At 50.7% G+C, this 16,767-nt stretch carries 13 protein-coding genes; 7 read left to right on the top strand and 6 right to left on the bottom strand.

From position 1 onward, the window contains the following. Positions 1-46: 46 nt before the first annotated feature. From ACO0LI_RS00195 to ACO0LI_RS00180, 4 genes are all read left to right on the top strand, one after another. Complete coding sequence (locus ACO0LI_RS00195) at positions 47-886, top strand: phytanoyl-CoA dioxygenase family protein (protein WP_423030012.1); 840 nt, start codon at positions 47-49, stop codon at positions 884-886. Positions 887-893: 7 nt separating this feature from the next. Next, the gene (locus ACO0LI_RS00190) at positions 894-1,721 is read left to right on the top strand and encodes a sugar phosphate isomerase/epimerase family protein (protein ID WP_423030010.1); all 828 of its coding nucleotides are present in this window, start codon (positions 894-896) and stop codon (positions 1,719-1,721) included. Positions 1,722-1,813: 92 nt separating this feature from the next. After that, on the top strand, positions 1,814-2,887 hold the full coding sequence (locus tag ACO0LI_RS00185) for a hypothetical protein (protein WP_423030008.1): 1,074 nt from the start codon (positions 1,814-1,816) through the stop codon (positions 2,885-2,887). 133 nt (positions 2,888-3,020) lie between these two features. Then, positions 3,021-4,097, top strand: a complete 1,077-nt coding sequence (locus tag ACO0LI_RS00180; RefSeq protein ID WP_423030006.1) for a hypothetical protein — start codon at positions 3,021-3,023, stop codon at positions 4,095-4,097. Positions 4,098-4,140: 43 nt separating this feature from the next. Here ACO0LI_RS00180 and ACO0LI_RS00175 read toward each other — a convergent pair whose 3' ends face one another. The 3 genes from ACO0LI_RS00175 to ACO0LI_RS00165 form a co-directional block, all read right to left on the bottom strand. Next, positions 4,141-5,373 carry a hypothetical protein gene (locus ACO0LI_RS00175; protein ID WP_423030004.1) on the bottom strand — a complete coding sequence of 411 codons (1,233 nt, stop codon included), beginning with the start codon at positions 5,371-5,373 and terminating at the stop codon, positions 4,141-4,143. Positions 5,374-5,450: 77 nt separating this feature from the next. Further along, on the bottom strand, positions 5,451-6,023 hold the full coding sequence (locus tag ACO0LI_RS00170) for a 2OG-Fe(II) oxygenase (protein ID WP_423030002.1): 573 nt from the start codon (positions 6,021-6,023) through the stop codon (positions 5,451-5,453). Beyond that, the gene (locus tag ACO0LI_RS00165; RefSeq protein ID WP_423030000.1) at positions 6,023-6,592 is read right to left on the bottom strand and encodes a 2OG-Fe(II) oxygenase; all 570 of its coding nucleotides are present in this window, start codon (positions 6,590-6,592) and stop codon (positions 6,023-6,025) included. The genes ACO0LI_RS00170 and ACO0LI_RS00165 overlap by 1 nt, the downstream gene beginning before the upstream one ends. 157 nt (positions 6,593-6,749) lie before the next feature. Here ACO0LI_RS00165 and ACO0LI_RS00160 point away from each other — a divergent pair, with 157 nt between their 5' ends. From ACO0LI_RS00160 to ACO0LI_RS00150, 3 genes are all read left to right on the top strand, one after another. Continuing rightward, a complete protein-coding gene (locus ACO0LI_RS00160; RefSeq protein ID WP_423029998.1) occupies positions 6,750-7,502 on the top strand; it encodes an NUDIX hydrolase in 753 nt (250 codons plus the stop codon). 255 nt (positions 7,503-7,757) lie between these two features. Then, complete coding sequence (locus tag ACO0LI_RS00155; RefSeq protein WP_423029996.1) at positions 7,758-10,709, top strand: LodA/GoxA family CTQ-dependent oxidase; 2,952 nt, start codon at positions 7,758-7,760, stop codon at positions 10,707-10,709. Positions 10,710-10,711: 2 nt separating this feature from the next. Next, positions 10,712-11,800, top strand: a complete 1,089-nt coding sequence (locus ACO0LI_RS00150; RefSeq protein WP_422949368.1) for a tryptophan 7-halogenase — start codon at positions 10,712-10,714, stop codon at positions 11,798-11,800. A 69-nt stretch (positions 11,801-11,869) separates the two neighbouring features. Here ACO0LI_RS00150 and ACO0LI_RS00145 read toward each other — a convergent pair whose 3' ends face one another. The 3 genes from ACO0LI_RS00145 to ACO0LI_RS00135 form a co-directional block, all read right to left on the bottom strand. After that, a complete protein-coding gene (locus ACO0LI_RS00145; protein WP_422949367.1) occupies positions 11,870-13,063 on the bottom strand; it encodes a trans-sulfuration enzyme family protein in 1,194 nt (397 codons plus the stop codon). Continuing rightward, positions 13,060-14,445: a pyridoxal-phosphate dependent enzyme gene (locus ACO0LI_RS00140; protein ID WP_423029994.1), complete on the bottom strand. Its 1,386-nt coding sequence runs from the start codon at positions 14,443-14,445 to the stop codon at positions 13,060-13,062. The genes ACO0LI_RS00145 and ACO0LI_RS00140 overlap by 4 nt, the downstream gene beginning before the upstream one ends. A 948-nt stretch (positions 14,446-15,393) precedes the next feature. Beyond that, complete coding sequence (locus tag ACO0LI_RS00135) at positions 15,394-16,728, bottom strand: MFS transporter (RefSeq protein ID WP_423029992.1); 1,335 nt, start codon at positions 16,726-16,728, stop codon at positions 15,394-15,396. Positions 16,729-16,767: the final 39 nt, after the last annotated feature.

The following is a 16,767-nucleotide window of genomic DNA, read 5'->3' as shown; positions in this document are numbered from 1 at the left end:
TAGGTGATTGTCTTTTGTTTCCCCGCATTCACAGCCAGGAGTCAGCATGCTCAACGCACAACAAATCCAGCAATTTCAGCAAGATGGCTACGTCGTCGTCCCCAATTTCAAGAATGCCAATGAAATCTCTGCCCTGCGTGAGCGTGCAGCCAAAATCGTTGATGAATTTGATCCTGCTTCTTCCAAATCCATCTTCACGACCAAGGAGCAGGAAAAGAAGGTCGATCATTACTTCCTCAATTCTGCCAATAACATCAGTTGTTTTTTTGAAGAAGAAGCCTTCGATGAGCAAGGTAATCTGCGTCAGGCCAAGTCAGTGTCCATCAACAAGATAGGTCATGCGATACATGATCTTGATCCTGTCTTCAGCGCATTTTCGCGCGGTACTGCTTTGGCAAAAGTAGCTGAGCAATTAGGTCTGCAACTGCCACAGATTTACCAGTCCATGTATATCTTCAAGCAGCCTAGCATAGGTGGTGAAGTGCGCTGGCATCAGGATGCAACGTATTTTGAAACTGATCCGGTTAGCGTGACCACCTTCTGGTTTGCACTCGAAGATGCGACACTGGAAAATGGCTGCATGTGGGCAGAACCGGGCGGTCACCGCACACCCATGCGCGAACGCTTCGTGCGTGAAGGCGATCAGGTGCGGGTAGAAAAGCTCGACAGCATGCCCTGGCCAGATGACAGCACGGCCATCCCGCTGGAAGTCAAGGCAGGCAGCCTGGTGTGCTTCCACGGTCTGTTGCCACATTACAGCGCGCCTAATCGCTCAGCAGTTTCACGCCATGCCTATACCCTGCATGTGACCGATGGCACGACCAATTATTCACCACAAAACTGGATACAGCGCGACGCCAGTTTCCCGGTGCGTGGTTTTGTTTGAGTAGCTCATGATGAATTCTGAAGTATTGATTTTCGCCCCGCACTGGGGCAGTGCTCACTTGAGCCGTGAAGCTTTCATTGCCAAGGTGCTGGAAGCCGGTTTTGATGGCATAGAAATGTCCTTGCCCATGGATGTGGCCGAACGCGATGCGTGGACCAGTGCGATTGACTACGCAGGCCTAAAGCTCATCTCCCAGCAATGGGAGACGGTTTTTCACAGCGATTTTTCTGCACACAAGCAAGCGCTGGGTGATTTGTTGCGCAATGCCTGCGCAGCAAAACCCCTGTTCGTTAACACTCATACCGGCAAGGACTTTTACAGTCAGGCGCAAAATAATGAATTGCTGGACCTGGCTGACGAGATAGCTGCCGAAACCGGTATCGCCATCGTCCACGAAATCCACCGCAGCCGCTTCAGTGGACATCCCATGTTGCTCTTACCCTATTTGGAGCAGCGCCCACAATTGCAACTCAATGCAGACCTCTCACACTGGTGTTGTGCCTGTGAATCCCTGCTCGAAGACCAGGTGCATATACTGGAAAAAGTATTCCCTCATGTGCGCCACATCCATGCCCGCGTAGGCCATAGCCAGGGACCACAAGTCAATGATTTCCGCGCACCTGAACATGCAGCGGCCTTGCAGCAGCATTTGTCCTGGTGGGACGCTATCATCAGCCAACAACGCGCGTCAGGCAAACAGCAGATCACATTGACGCCAGAGTTTGGGCCATCGCCCTACACACAGAGCCTGCCTTATACAAACCAGGTCGTATCAGATGCCTGGGAATTGAATATGGCGATGCTGCAGTTATTGCGTTCGCGATATCAAAAATGAATTGAAGTTGTGGCAAGTATCTATCTGTGACATCATGCGTGCCTGAAGCTAATTTTGCATGCCGAATCCTGCCTCTGGATATGATGAAAACTGTGCCCGAAACTTATGTGTTCACCTGGAAGAAAAATCAATATTCCTGGATATTATTGCTGTTGCTATCCGCGCTCACATTGAGCCTGCTCGCTGGGCTTTTTTGGCTCAAATATTGGGACCTGGTAAAGCTCGGGGATTACAAGAAGATCGCTCCACAATCACTAATTACTTTAGTGGGCATTCCCTTAGGTTTTGTCTTCCATTTTGCGATACAGAAGTTTTTTCGTACCGCCAGATTAATTGTGGATAGCTCCGGTGTGCGACTGGAGCAGCTGCCAGGTCAAGGTCCGGCAATAATGAAATTCCTTGAAAGAAAAATTCTCTGGGCTGACGTGAAGAGTGTCACCTATCTGTCAAGTTTCGGGCTCATTCATTTGCGCTCAACACCGACAATGCAGCCCGTGAGTATCAGAGTAAAAGAATGGCAGTTACAAAAGCCGGATACCACGCTCAACACCAGGAATGCTGAGCCTGATTTGATCAGGCTGTTTCGTGAGTTGGAGGTCTTTGAATCTTTTTCCAAAGATAACAGTTTTGATGCAGCCACCTTTGATTTGATGAAACACCCTGCAACAAAAAAATTGCTACTGCTGATGGGCGGTCTGGTGATATACAGCTTCCTGGATAGCATGCTGCAACACGAAGGCTATGCTTTTTTCAAGCCCGGCCCACATGAATTGGCAGCCATGTCCGCTGCGGCGATTGTGGCTGGTTTGTTACTCAAGGCCAGGGTGCGGGATTATATTCCCCCGGGTATCGTCGCTGCGCTGGCGATGATGGCTGCGATAACATTTGGTGTCGCCAGTTATGTTGGAGGTGTACGCATTAATCAACTTGCAGGTGGCCCCTTGCTGGAAGCCAAATACCATCGGGATGAAAAATGTCTGAAATTACTGCCGGAAGATAAAAGTCTTCCAGTGGTTGAATATACCGACATGACCACGGATTATTGGTGCAGCAGGGGCATTGATGAAGTCCAGACCGTTAAGGTGCGCAAAGGTTTGTTTAACTCTTATCAATTTGATTTACGAGAGCAGACAAAGGCAATTCGCGACTACAAACAAAAATCCTGATGCTGGCTGCCATTGGTTGTGTAGCAAATGCCTGCTCTTTAAATCCGTACTACTGAGGCCAGTGTCTGTGCCATTACGTACAGAAACAGCTGATTCGAATGTAAATCTTCAACGATAGAACAATATATCAACCATGCCTGCTAGATATGTATTCGTCCAGAAGCAAGATAAACATATCTGGGTCAAGCGTTTGTTATTTGGCACACTGTTATTGTTTCCTTTTATCGCATTTTTTATTTGGATGTTGTATCAGAATTTGCTAAAACCGGAGATGCTCATTCGTATTCTGGCAGATGTGTCATTTCCTCCGGCTGCAGTCCTCGTTCTTATACCATTGATCGCCTTTGATGATGTTGCAAAAATCTTTTATCGCTCTGCCAGTTTGTACATAGATGATGCGGGTGTGCGTTTAAAACTTCCGCCAAAGAGTAAATGGGCTATCCTTGGCTTTCTTGAAAAAGATATAGCTTGGACAGAACTCAAAGATGCAACTTATGTTGAGCGTTTTCAGCTTATTCAGTTACGCCCCCAATCTGGCGCAAGTTTCCTGAATATCAGGCTTAAAGATTGGCAGTTGCAAAATACAGGCAGTAATGTGAATAGTGGGAACGCAGTCCCAGACTTGTTGGCAGTTTTTCGTGAATTAAAAATCCTGGATAAATACCCCGCCAATAGTCAGCTTGTAGAAGCAAATTTCGATTTGACGAAACATTCCGCAACAAAAAAATTATTGTTTGGGATTGCAATTTTGATCGCCTACAGTTTCGTCGATACGATGCTGCAACATGAAGAATATGCCTTCTTTGACCTTCATTATTTTTTGCCACATATTGTTTTTGGCGCGACTTGTGCGGTCGTGCTGATGGGCTTAATGTTCAAGGCAAGCAAACACGAATTCATCCCGCGTAGTAATGTTATTGGCCTGGCGATCCTGAGCGGGTTGGTGTTTGGCGTTACCAGCTATGTAGGAGGTATTCGCATTAATCAAATGGTGGGCGGCCCTTTGCTGGAAGCCAGATACCACCGTGATGCAAGTTGCCTGAATTTGCTGCCTGAAGACAAGAATCTTCCTGTGGTTGAATATCCTTACCATGCCAGAAAATACTGGTGCAGCAAGAATATCGATGAAGCCTTGACCGTGAAAGTTCGCCAAGGCTTGTTTGGTCTGTATCAGTTTGATCTCAGGGGGAAAGGACCTGGCAATCCGTAACTATAAGAAAAAATCTTGATGCAGCTTGTCATCCTGAGCCCATTTAATCTTCAAAAGCAAACCGGAACTCGCCCGGTGGCAGCATCAATTTAGGCGGTGTTTTTCCTGTTTGCACCATCACTACATCGGCAGGCATACCATTTGCCGGTTCTGACTTGTGGTAGGCATAGATCAGGCGGCGCCCTGTGACCGGTAGTAATTCTTTTGGAATATCCCTGGGTGTAAAACCCGCCAGTGTAGTCAGCCAACTGGCTCTGCCATTGACGGGGCTGGTGGAATATGCAGGGTAAATGACCTGCATATCGACGAATTTGTTATTGATGCCCAGTTTAATATATTGCTGCCCGCCAGATTTGAGAACAAAGGGTTTATCTTGCACCATCCTGGCAACAGCAGCTTTATACAACTTGCTTTGCCGTGTTGAATCGACGTGCTCATACATGGCGGTCTGGTCTATCGTCAGTGGATTGATACCCGTCAGTCTTTTTAATTGCGCCGCCATTTTGGATTTATCGTCATCAGTCTCTGCTACCGGAAATTCATAGGCGTGGCTATAACCTACATAGATGAAGACTTTTGCCTTTGGGTCTTGCCTGAAGATTTTTTGCACCAGGTTCTTCGCCATGCCTGATTCACGCGGTCCATTAACTGGCTCGTAGCTGACAAACTTCCATTGATTGTGCATGGCATCGCGCAAGAAATTGGCATAGGTAGCTTCTGATGTATAGGCACCCGTGCTTTCGCTGACGTATTGTTTTTGCAAAGGAAAATCGTCATATAAATTGAAGGCTTCGCAGGCCATATAGCTATAACCTGCCTTTTTTAATTCCCGCGCCAGTTTCATCGCAAAAGCCCTGTGCATGGGGACATGATGCGCTTCATTCAAAATGACTACTTGTGTCTTTTTGGCTTCTCGGACTACGGCAGCAATAGCGTCTTCGGCTTTGGCATTGCTGATGCTATCGAATTCTTCTTTGGTGGCAGGTATGTCGTCCACTGGCATCTGATTGAATGCTGCGACCGCGCCATCGAGATCGCCAGCCAGGGAGCGATGCAATCCCAGCGACATATATTTCGAATTAAGCACCAGTCGTTTTGCCTTGTCGTCGCGATAAGTCTTGGTGGCAGCCTCTTGCAGCGCTAGCTCTGCTACTTTCAATTGTTTCAGTCTGCTGGTATTTGCTTTTGCCACGTCGTCGCTGCCTGCTTGCGCGCATAAGTGGGTAAAGACAAGTAACAAGGCTAGAAAACCTGGTTTGAATTGACTGACGACCATGCCTGGCAAACTCCTGGTGTAAAAATGGCAGATATCCACGGAGGTTTTATCCGACGCAACCTATTGCGCCTATCCTCTTAATGACATTCTGCCATCTTCTTGTACATGACGTCGGTACGCAAGACATATTTAATGCCAGCATCAATAGCAGTACCCTGATGCGGTATCAAGTGAGGGAAAAGCAGTGCCATGCCAGGTTCAGGTTTGATGTCGGCAAAGCGGAATGCAGTATGGCCGCCTGCATAACCTGCATTCAGGTAAATCAGCAAGGTAAAGTAGTTGCTTTCGGTTTCTGATCTTTTGAAATTGAGATCATGATGCCATTTGAAATACTGGCCAGCTTCATAGCGATAAAAACGGAAGCGCTCATTCAGACCTGACAACTTCCATTCCTTTAATTGCGCCGGCAACACCATACGGGCGCGTTCAAAAATCGACGCTGCAAGCGTGGTGTCGTCGAAAATGATGCGGTCATTATTGCGTACCTGATCTTTCCCGCTTATCCCAGTTTTGACCTGTATAGCAGCTTTTTCATACTGCATTTGCTCGCTGCAAGCTATCATGCGCCTGCATTCTTCTTCAGTCAAAAAGCCTTTGATGCTATGCACGCCCGAGCCATGGTCATGCACTTCCATATGACTGACCACCATTATGCTGCAGGTGCATCTGTAGCTGCTGCCTTGCGGTACATGACATCCGTGCGCAAGACATATTTGACGCCGCTTTCGACAGGTGCACCCTGATGCAACATCATATGCGGGAAAACCAGCGCCATGCCTTTTTCTGGCTGTATAGTTTCCCAGCGAAAGGATGTGCTGCCGCCAGTGTAGTCACCATTCAGATAAATCAGCAGAGTCAAAAAGCTGACCTCATCTTCGTTGCGGGCATAATTGCCATCCTTATGCCATTTGAAGTATTGACCTTCTTCATACCGGTAAAAGCGAAAGCGTTCATTCAGGCCCAGCAAAGTCCATTCCTTCAATTCTGCAGGCAGGAACAGTTTTGCTCTTTCAAATATGGCAGCTGCCAGGACTTTGTCATCAAAGATAACACGGTCATTATTACGCACATCTTTATACATGCGCATGCCTGTGCCAGTCTGTATCATGGCTTCTTCATAGCCCATTTGTTCACTGGTAAAGATCATGCGTTCGCATTCTTCTTCAGTGATAAAGTTTTTGATGCCAAATACGCCTGCACCGTAGTTATTGAGTTCCATATCGTTCTCGGTTTTGTTTCGTCCTGACTGTAATATAAGATACTTTGTTGTAAATTTCAACTAAGTTAGTTTTAAATATTTACGAACTTAGTGACGGATTTGTACTAAATCTAGCTATCGCTTACAATGATGGTATTGAATACTCAGGGGGAAAAGCATGGCGACTGCTAAGCAAAGCGAAAAAGAATTTCTGCTCAATTACAATATCCATGACTATGATGTGCCTTTGACGAGTGTGGATCTGGTGATTTTCACGATCAGGGAACAGGCTTTGCAAGTCTTGCTGGTCAAGCGTGGTGACCATCCCTGCAAGGGGCAGTGGAGTTTGCCTGGTGGCTTTATTGATGTTCACAATGATATCGACCTGGACGGTGCCGCCCTGCGCAAACTCAAGGAAAAAACCGGGGTCGAGGCGCCTTATCTTGAGCAATTGCAAGGCTTTGGCAGTCGCAACCGTGATCCGCGTGGCTGGTCCACTACCTTTGCTTACTTTGCCCTGATTTCTTCTGACCGCATCACACTCAGCCACGGCGGCAATGCCGATGCGGTACGATGGTGCCCGGTTGAGTCGGACAAGGGCTTGCCCAAGCTAGCCTTTGATCATGCGCAAATCCTGGATATTGCCGTCCAGCGCCTGCGCAACAAGGTGGAATACACGTCTTTGCCAGCGCATCTATTGCCGGAAGAATTCACGCTGTCTGAATTACAGCGCGTGTACCAGGTCTTGCTGGGGCGTCTGGTGGACAAGAGCGCGTTTCGCAAGCGCATCCGGGAAGGTGATTTCCTCGAAGAGTTGCCGGGCAAGTGGCGCTTGGGCAGCAATCGCCCGGCGCAGTTGTATGGCTTGCGCAAGGGGCAGGGTACGGTCTATTTCAATCGTCTGATGACGGGTGAAGTCGGGGCGAAATAGTTTTCTTCCATCTTTGGTTCGGGGGCATTTTGAGTTAATGCCCCAAACCAACATCGTCAAGTTTTGTCAAAAGTGCACATTCGCGCTCATCTAAACTTGACGAAAATTTAATATTATCAAATAATCATCCTGCATTCCTGATATTCATGTTTGCTGGACAAGCCTTGCTGTGCGCGTCCGGCAAATGTCCGCATCAACAATGCGCACCAGCTAAAGCTAGCAATTGCGCATTCAGTACAAAAAGGGAGACAGTGTATGAGCAAAGATCAAGACCCCATTCCGCCATGTTTTGACCAGGCCAATCAGGCGCCTGAGCGTCTGACAGAGCTGTTTGTCGGTATTGCGCAAGGTAACCGCATCAGGCTGGGCCAGCGTCCGGCGGAGCGTGCGGTGTTCCGCAAATTGCATGGGGTTGCCAGCGCCAGGCTGGTCATGGAAAAGAAAATACCGGCCAAACTCAAGGTCGGTGTTTTTGCGCATGAGAGCCTGGATGCCTGGGTCAGGTTTTCCAGTGACACCACGCCAACTTCACCTGACCTGTATTCGACTTTGGGCATAGGTATCAAACTGTTTGGCGTGCCCGGTCCTAAGGCGCTGGGTGATGGTGGCGACACGGCTGACTTCATCATGCAAAACTTCCCGGTCTTCTTTGTCGATAATGCCAAGGAGATGGTGGAGTTCACTTATGCTGGTGTGGTTGCGCAGGATTACCCCGGCTACCTGAAAAAACATCCCAAGACTGCAAAAATACTGGACCAGATGGAAAAGGTCGAGGGCAGTACCCTGACCACGACTTACTGGGCCATTCTGCCTTTCCAGGCCGGGAAAAAAGAATACGTCAAATACCGTCTGGAGCCTGTCACTCCGCCAGAGAATGTGCCGAATGATGAGCGCGATTATCTGGCAGTCGATATGTGCAACCGTTTGGCCAAGCGTGAATACCAGTTCCGCTTCATGGTACAACTGCGTACCAATCCCAAGACCATGCCGCTGGATGAGGCAACGGTGGAATGGCCGGAATCTGAAAGCCCCTTCATCCATGTCGCCACCTTGATCTTGCCGCAGCAGGATATCAGTGTGCGTGGTCAGTCTGAATATGGCCAAGGCCTGGCCTTCAATATCTGGCGCGTGCCGCCAGCACAGGCACCGGTAGGTTCCATCGCCGAGGCGCGCAAAGTCGTCTATGCAGCAGGTGCCGATGCCAGACATGAAGCCAATGGCCAGAGCCTGCAAGACCCGCGCGAGCCGCGCTCCCCAACTGCGGGCTGCCCCTTTCATGCGGTAGGCCAAGCAAAAGCAGAGCCCCTAGTCAAGGACACTTGCATCGTCAAGGCCGTGATTTACCCGTCCATAGGTGTGGCGCGTGTAGGCACCAGTGAGAAGGAATGGTTTTTGGGGCCAGAAGTACCTTATCCAAAACCAGAGGCACCGGGCTATTACCGTGACGCCCATAAAAAACTCAAACGCCAGGGAGCCAGGTTCCGCGTCTATGGCGTGAATGCCAAAGGCGAGATCGTCAAGGAACTCAATGCCGACAATGCAAAAGTAGAGTGGCAAGTGCAACTGGCCAATACCAAGTCAGCCTGGTATGGCTTCCAACTGGCGCTGGATATCCCTGAAGCCGCCTCTGCGCCGCAAACCACCTTGCGCAATGCGGCAGTGCCGGACAGGACCATGTTGTCGATCACACCCAAACAAAGAAAAGTCAGCGGCAAAAAATCCAAGCCACAGCGCTTTGATGATGGCAAATTCATGGGCAAGCCTGTGTATCTTGGCGAAGCTTTTACCGATGAACAAGGTCGCTTGATTGTATTGGGTGGGCATGGTGTATCAGCCTCGTACGATAATAGCCGCGCCATCACCTTTGCCAATAATGAGGGCTGGCATGATGATACTTCTGACGGCCCCATCAACGCCAAGGTTGTCTATGACGGTTTGGAATTGATGGTAGAGCCGTCCTGGGTCGTGGTCGCACCACCCAACTATGCGCCGCAAAGAAAATCAGTACGCACCATGTGGGATTTGATGCGCGATGTCGCCATTACTGCCGGTACTTTGCCCAAGCCTAAACGGCCCAGCTTTACTTTCGACATCCTGCCGCTGTTTGAACGCCTGAATGGCTTGCAATGGGTGAATGCTGGCTTCAATGCAGGCTTTGGCTGGAAAGGGATGGTGGACCTCACGAGTGCACAGGCATTGTCGCGCCTGGCGAGTACCAATACCGCCTATGTAGAATTGCGCCGCACCATTGCCAATCAATTCCGCAACTATGAAGTCGATTCCTGGTCACCAAAGCCTTGGCCGTGGTTGTATGGCGATGCCATGGCTATCCCCGCTGCGCAAACATCAAGGCAAAATGCCTCGCTGACAGCCACCCAACTGGCCATGCTGATGGAATGGGCCGAGGGTAATTTTGTAGAAGATTATGACCCCGATCGCAAACATGCTGAACGCATAGACCAGGTGCCGCTGGAGCAGCAGGGCGATACCCTGACACAGGCAGCGCTGGACTTTTGCCTCGCTGACGCCTTCCACCCCGGCTGCGAAATGACCTGGCCAGTGCGTGCCAGCACCATGTATATGGCACCGTTCCGCTTTGCTCATGCACTTGATGGCTGGATTGCACCTGGCCTGGGTGAGATACTGACCAGCGACGGCGTCACCATACCAAACGGCCCCTTGTACGGCCAGCAGGCTGGCGGCATCACACGCTGGATGGCCGTACCCTGGCAGACGGATACGGCAAGCTGCCGCTCTGGTTACGATAAGTCTTATGACCCGTACGTGCCGAGCTTCTGGCCAGCGCGCGTACCCAACCAGGTTTTGACCAAGCAAAACTATGCCGTCGTCATAGATGAGAAAAAGCCGCTGGGTGAAAGGCTGGCCGCATTCGCCAACCGTGCCTCCTGGATCAACCCGCTGGGCAGCACCAGCTATACCGACCAGATCAATAATATGATCCGCCATTTTGATCATCTCGGTGTGGTGGAAGTGCATCCCGGCCCGGCAGATCATCAGCACTTCCCCGCTGAATTTGAAGTCGAAGACCAGCATATACCTATCGCCGACATGCCAGCGCCAAATGCTCAGCACGTCGCACATGAGGAGCATGCCAGGGTAGGCGCGGCAGAAGTGACGAATGCTGAATCTGTCGATATCATGACGATAGAAAAAGTACGCCGCTTCCCGCGTGGTTTGCATCGTTAGACGTGGGAACGTTGCAGATAGATGCATTGGTCTTAGGGGCAGGGCCTGCGGGCTCTGCTTTTGCCCTGAACCTGGCACCGTTTCAAAAGGTAGTCATGCTGGAAGCATCACCGCCAGCAGCTATGCGCGTAGGTGAATCCCTGCCGGCCGCAGCCGGTAAGCTGCTGGCTGACATGGGTTTGTATGAAGCATTTTTGCAGCAAGGTCATCAGGCTGCGCATCTGAACATCAGTCACTGGGGCAGTGATCTGGCGACCGAGCAGGATGCCATGCGCAATCTCGATGGACATGGCTGGTATCTTGATCGTCACCGTTTTGATTGCTGGCTGCAGGATGTCGCGCAAGAACGTGGCGCAGCTTTGCTGAGGCAAAGCAAGCTGCTGTCTTTTGCTCCGGCAAAAAGCAATCCGGAATATTGGGATGCTGTCATTGCCGTGCAGGGCAAGACCGTGCAGGTTGAAACCAGAATGCTGATCGATGCCAGCGGCAGAAAATCTCTACTAACGCGGCAACTGGGCATAGCCCGCAAATCCACGGATAAACTGGTGTGCAGCTGGCTGGTGGGCCGAGACACTGACAATACAGCAGGCTCAAGTCACATCAGTGCGGAGGCAGGAGGCTGGTGGTATAGCTCATCCCTGCCAGGGCAAGGCCGCATTGTGGCGTTCTACACTGATGCTGATTTACCAGCAGCAGCCTGCAACCATCAGCAAGGGCTATTGCAGCGCCTGCGTCAGAATCCGCAATTGTCAGCCTGTCTTGATGAATATGGTTTTGTGCCAGGACAGCAGCATGGATATTGTGCTGCCCATACTGCAGTGCTGGAACAGTTTGCCGGTTCCAATTGGCTGGCCATCGGTGATGCTGCGCTGAGTTTTGATCCGCTGTCTTCACAGGGTGTTTTCAATGCCTTATATACTGGCTTGGCAGCAGCGGAGGCGGTGTCGCATTATGATGCTGATGCGCGAGCTGGCTATATAGCTGAGCTAAGCTCCATACAGGCAGCCTATGTGAATCATCTGCAAGTCTGGTATCAGCAGGAACAACGCTGGGCAGATCAAGCATTTTGGCAGCGGCGGCTTGCTGCTTGAATTTACTACCCCTGGTTTGCCAGGCCAGGGGCATTAGTTCAACATTACATCAAACTACGTCAGACTACGTCAAACCGCATCTAGCGCAGATTGCAAATCCTGTCTTAAATCTTCCACATCTTCTATGCCTACCGACAGGCGTATGAATGAATCTGTGATACCCAGTTTGGCTCTTTGTTCTGCCGGGATCGTTGCATGCGTCATGATGGCCGGATGTTCTATCAGGCTTTCTACGCCACCCAGACTTTCAGCAAGGGCGAATACTTCGCAACGTTCGAGGAAGCGGCGTGCGCCTGCCAGGTCGGTGTCAAGTTCTATGGAAATGATGCCGCCAAAGCCATCCATCTGCTGTTTGGCTAGCTCATGTTGCGGGTGGCTTTCCAGACCTGGGTAATAAACCTTTTTGATCTTGGGCTGTTTTTCCAGCCAGCGTGCCAGGTCCAGGCCATTTGAATTGTGGCGTTCGACGCGGATATTGAGCGTCTTGATGCCACGCAAGGCGAGGAAGCTGTCGAAGGGGCTGGCGATTGCGCCAACGGAGTTTTGCAAAAAGCCCAGACGCTCGCGCCAATCAGCCTGATGTGCTTCGCCACCAACGATGGCGATACCGCCGATGATGTCCGAGTGGCCATTCAGGTATTTGGTCATGGAATGGACGACGATATCGAAACCCAGTTCCAGCGGACGTTGTACCTTTGGGCTGGCAAAAGTATTGTCAGCCACGGCGATGATATTGTGCTCGCGGCAGATTTTGGCAATCGCGCGCAGATCAGCCAGCTTCAGCATGGGGTTGGTTGGTGTTTCTACCCACAGCATCTTGGTGTCAGGGCGTATCGCAGCCAGCACTTCTTCCGGCTTGGTCATGTCCACATAAGTGAACTGCAGGCCAGCGCTGCGTTTGCGTACACGTTCAAACAGGCGGTAGCTGCCGCCATACATATCGTCACCGGCGATGATATGGGCACCGCTGTCGACGATTTCCAGCACGGTGGCTATCGCTGCCAGGCCAGAGGCAAAGGCAAATGCCTGCGCGCCGCCTTCGAGGTCAGCTACGGCACGTTCCAGCGCCCAGCGCGTAGGATTGTGTGAGCGGCCATAGTCCAGGCCCTTGTGGACACCTGGGCTGTCCTGCACGAAGGTGGATGTCGCATAAATAGGCGGCATGATGGCGCCGGTGACCGGGTCAGGGAACTGTCCGGCGTGGATGACACGCGTGCCAAAGGCTTGCGGGTGGGTAGGCTTCTTGTATTCGGGATAGCTCATGAAAGTGTCCTGCGCATATGGTTAAGGAGGTCAAAGCGGGTAATCAGGCCATAAAACTGCTTTTCCGGTTTGTCGGCTGCAATGATGGCAACCAGGCCGCGGTCCAGCGTTGCGCGTAATGCAGCAATGCTGGCATCCGGTGCCAGGGTTTCTATCTGGCTGGTCATGGTGTCTTCTACGGCACTGCGGAACAGGCTGGCATCGGCAGATACTTTCAACAGCAGGTCTGATTCATCAATGATACCGATAATCGCGCCATCGCGTATGACGGGCAGTTGCGAGATATCGGCACTGCGCATGCGGTTGAACGCTACCATCAGGGTATCGCTGGCATTGACGCTGATGACGCCGCCTTCATCGTAACGGCGGCTGATGATATCGCGCAGATCGTTATAGTTTTTACGCTTGAGCAAGCCCTGGTCTGTCATCCAGTTATCGTTATACACCTTGGACAGATAGCGTGTGCCGGTGTCGCAGACAAAGGTGACTACGCGTTTGGGCGTGGTCTGGGCGCGGCAATAACGCAATGCTGCTGCTAGCAGGGTGCCGGTGGAAGAGCCTGCCAGTATGCCTTCAGCGCGCAGCAGTTCGCGTGCTGTGCCAAAGCTTTCAGCATCGTCAATGGTATAGGCATGCTTGACCGAACTGAGGTCGGCAATGCCAGGGATAAAGTCTTCGCCTATGCCTTCTACCGCCCAGGAACCGCTGACTTCATTGATATTACCTGTCTCTACATATTCAGTCAGTATCGAACCTTTGGGGTCAGCAAGTACAAATTCCAGTGCTGGCTGGACCTTGTTGAAATAACGTGTCAGGCCCGTCAGCGTGCCGCCCGAACCTACGCCAACGACGATGGCGTCGATTCTGTGATCAGTCTGCGCCCAGATTTCTGGTCCTGTCGTGGTTTCATGTGCGAGTGGGTTGGCTGTGTTATTGAACTGGTCGGCAAAGTAGGAGCCGGGTATCTCTTTGGCCAGGCGTGCCGCATAGTCCTGGTAATACTCAGGGTGGCCCTTGCCTACATCAGAGCGGGTGATGTGGACTTCTGCACCCATGGCTTTCAGGTGCAGGATTTTTTCTGTGGACATTTTGTCCGGTACGACCAGTACCACGCGGTAACCCTTGGCGCGCGCCACCAGTGCCAGGCCCAGGCCGGTATTGCCAGCCGTTGCTTCGATTACGGTGCCGCCTGCTTGCAGACGGCCTTCGCGTTCTGCTGTTTCTATCATCGACCTGCCTATGCGGTCCTTGATGGAGCCGCCAGGGTTTTGTGATTCCAGTTTGAGGAATAATTCACATGGCCCTGTGTCAAAGCGGGTAACCTTGACCATAGGCGTATTGCCAATCAACGCAAGTACTGCGGGATCAGTTTGTTTTGTCATCTTAGTGTGCTCCTGGGTGCATACGATATGTTGCGACAGGTTTAGCATTTGTTTATGAGGCAGCTATGCTAGCTATTTCATCTCCTGAGGCTAAGGAATTTTTCCAACTAAGCATAGTTGGAAAATGATTTACTTGCATTTGGGTAAGACTGATTTGAGGTCAAAGTGGCAAGTATGGGGATAGTATAGCCATAGTTTGGAAATTTGTTGGGGTATATGCGGTTTGCTTATATCGATGCTTTGCGTATTTATGTTTGGCGTAGATTCTGATTGAGGCACTAAGGATTTACTGTATTTATGTTATTCGTCAAACGCTCTGATATGAAGTTGGAGGGGGCCTGGCTTTGGTTGGTGGATTGATCAGTGCATGACGGCAATCTATATAGCGTCATTCCAGCGTGCTTTTGGCTGGAATCCAGTGGCGTTATTAGTGTACCGAGAGGTCTATTAATTTCAGCCTTGAGGGAGTTTATGGATTAGATTTTTAAAATCCGTATACGTAATTTGCGATTGGAGGCCGGTGGTAAACCGGCAGCTACACACCTTTTTGCTTCGCCAAAAAGTTGTGCCAAAAAGGCGACCCAGGCGTCGCTGCCCCTGCGGGGTTCCCTTTGCTGCATGACAAAAAATGGGAAAGTCCGAAAACTCGCTACGCTCAAACATCGGATTTTCTATTTCCATTTTCTGTCATGCAGCAAAGGCATCGACACATGGGAACTGCGACCTTCAAAAGCAACTACAACACCAAGATCAACGGCAACACCAACGCGACCTTGATTTATATTTCTTTGATACTGGTGAAGAGTCTATAACAAATGAATTTGTTCACTTTATCCGCAACCCGCAAAAGTAAATGCCGCACGAGGCGGCATTGAAAGTGGGGGACTTGTTACGTTAAAGCGTGAACGGTTGGGACGAGCCGCCTTTATTTTATTGTGTGCTACTGATTCAGTTTTCTGTTTGCCCTTCTTTGTGATGGAAGGGCGCAAACCAGCATACCGCAAAAGAGGGGATCGTTGCCAGCATAACGAAGATGAAATAATTTGTATAACCCAGCAATTGCTGTAAATGGCCGCTGATGACGCCGGTGACCATCATGCACAGGCCCATGAGGCCGGTGCCGAAGGCGTAGTGGGTTGTTGTGTATTTGCCGGGTGCGAGTTGCTGCATCAGGTAGATCATGAAACCGACGGAGCCAAAGCCAAAGAAGAATTTTTCGATAGCAACGCCGGCGGTAATCAGCCACAGGCTTTCTGGCTGTAAGATGCTCATGACCAAAAAACTGGCATTCGGGATATTCACTGCACAGCAGAGTATGAAAAGCGTTGGTTGCAAACCACGCTTGGCGACAAACCAGCCGCCGAGCAAAGAGCCGAGCAAAACGGCGATCAGGCCATACGTGCCATAGGTCAGACCCAGCATTTCATTCGATAAACCCAGGCCACCCTTGCTAACGGGATCAACCATGAAGAAAGGGCCGATTTTTTCCAGGAAGCCTATGCTGAGGCGAAACAGGAAGGCGAAAGCGATCATCAGCCAGACATCGCGTTTCTGGAAAAAAGTGACGAAAGAATCGCGCAAGATGAACAGGGCCTCACCCATGTTAGTGGGCGTGTTTTCTGCTTTCGCGCCATCTGGCATGGTGCGTAAATGCCAGGCTGCCATGAGTGCCATGACACCCGCGACGATGAGGAAAATGATGCGCCAGGCATCCATCCAGTCCGCACCAAATACTTTGGGGTCATGATGGAAAAAATCGGTATGTAACTTGCCACTCAAATAAACCAGGCCACCAGCCGCCACGATGGGGCCTATATTCCAGCTCAGGCTCTGGATGCCGCAATACAGGGATTGTGCCTTGCTGTTCAGCGAGGTGACATACACGCCGTCAGCCGCAATATCCTGGGTGGCTCCGAGGAAGGAAATGACCCAGAACAGGCTCATCAGTATCAGCATGTAGTTCGGCAGGGACATGACCAGAGCGACGCCGACAAAGCCGACGGCTATGATCAGTTGCGTGCAAATGACAAAGAATTTCTTGGTCTTGTACATTTCCACAAAAGAGGCAAACAGAGGCTTGATGGTATAGGCGAGAATCAGGTAACTCGCATATTCAGCTGCCTTGCCATTGTCCATGCCCATGTTCTTGAACATGATGGCGCTGACATTGGTCAGCATCATATAGGCCAGGGCCATCGTAAAGTAAGTGGTCGGCACCCAGAACAAGGGTGATTTCCTGGCCGGGCTTGCTGGCGGGATATTGACTTCTGTCTCAGTAATCATGGGCTGCACGCTTCTTTATAAGTAGGCGGCATGCCTGCT

The organism is Undibacterium sp. Tian12W (genome assembly GCF_049339405.1).
In the GTDB taxonomy this organism is placed as follows: Bacteria; Pseudomonadota; Gammaproteobacteria; order Burkholderiales; family Burkholderiaceae_D; genus Undibacterium.
This window is presented reverse-complemented; position numbering and strand designations above follow the sequence as displayed.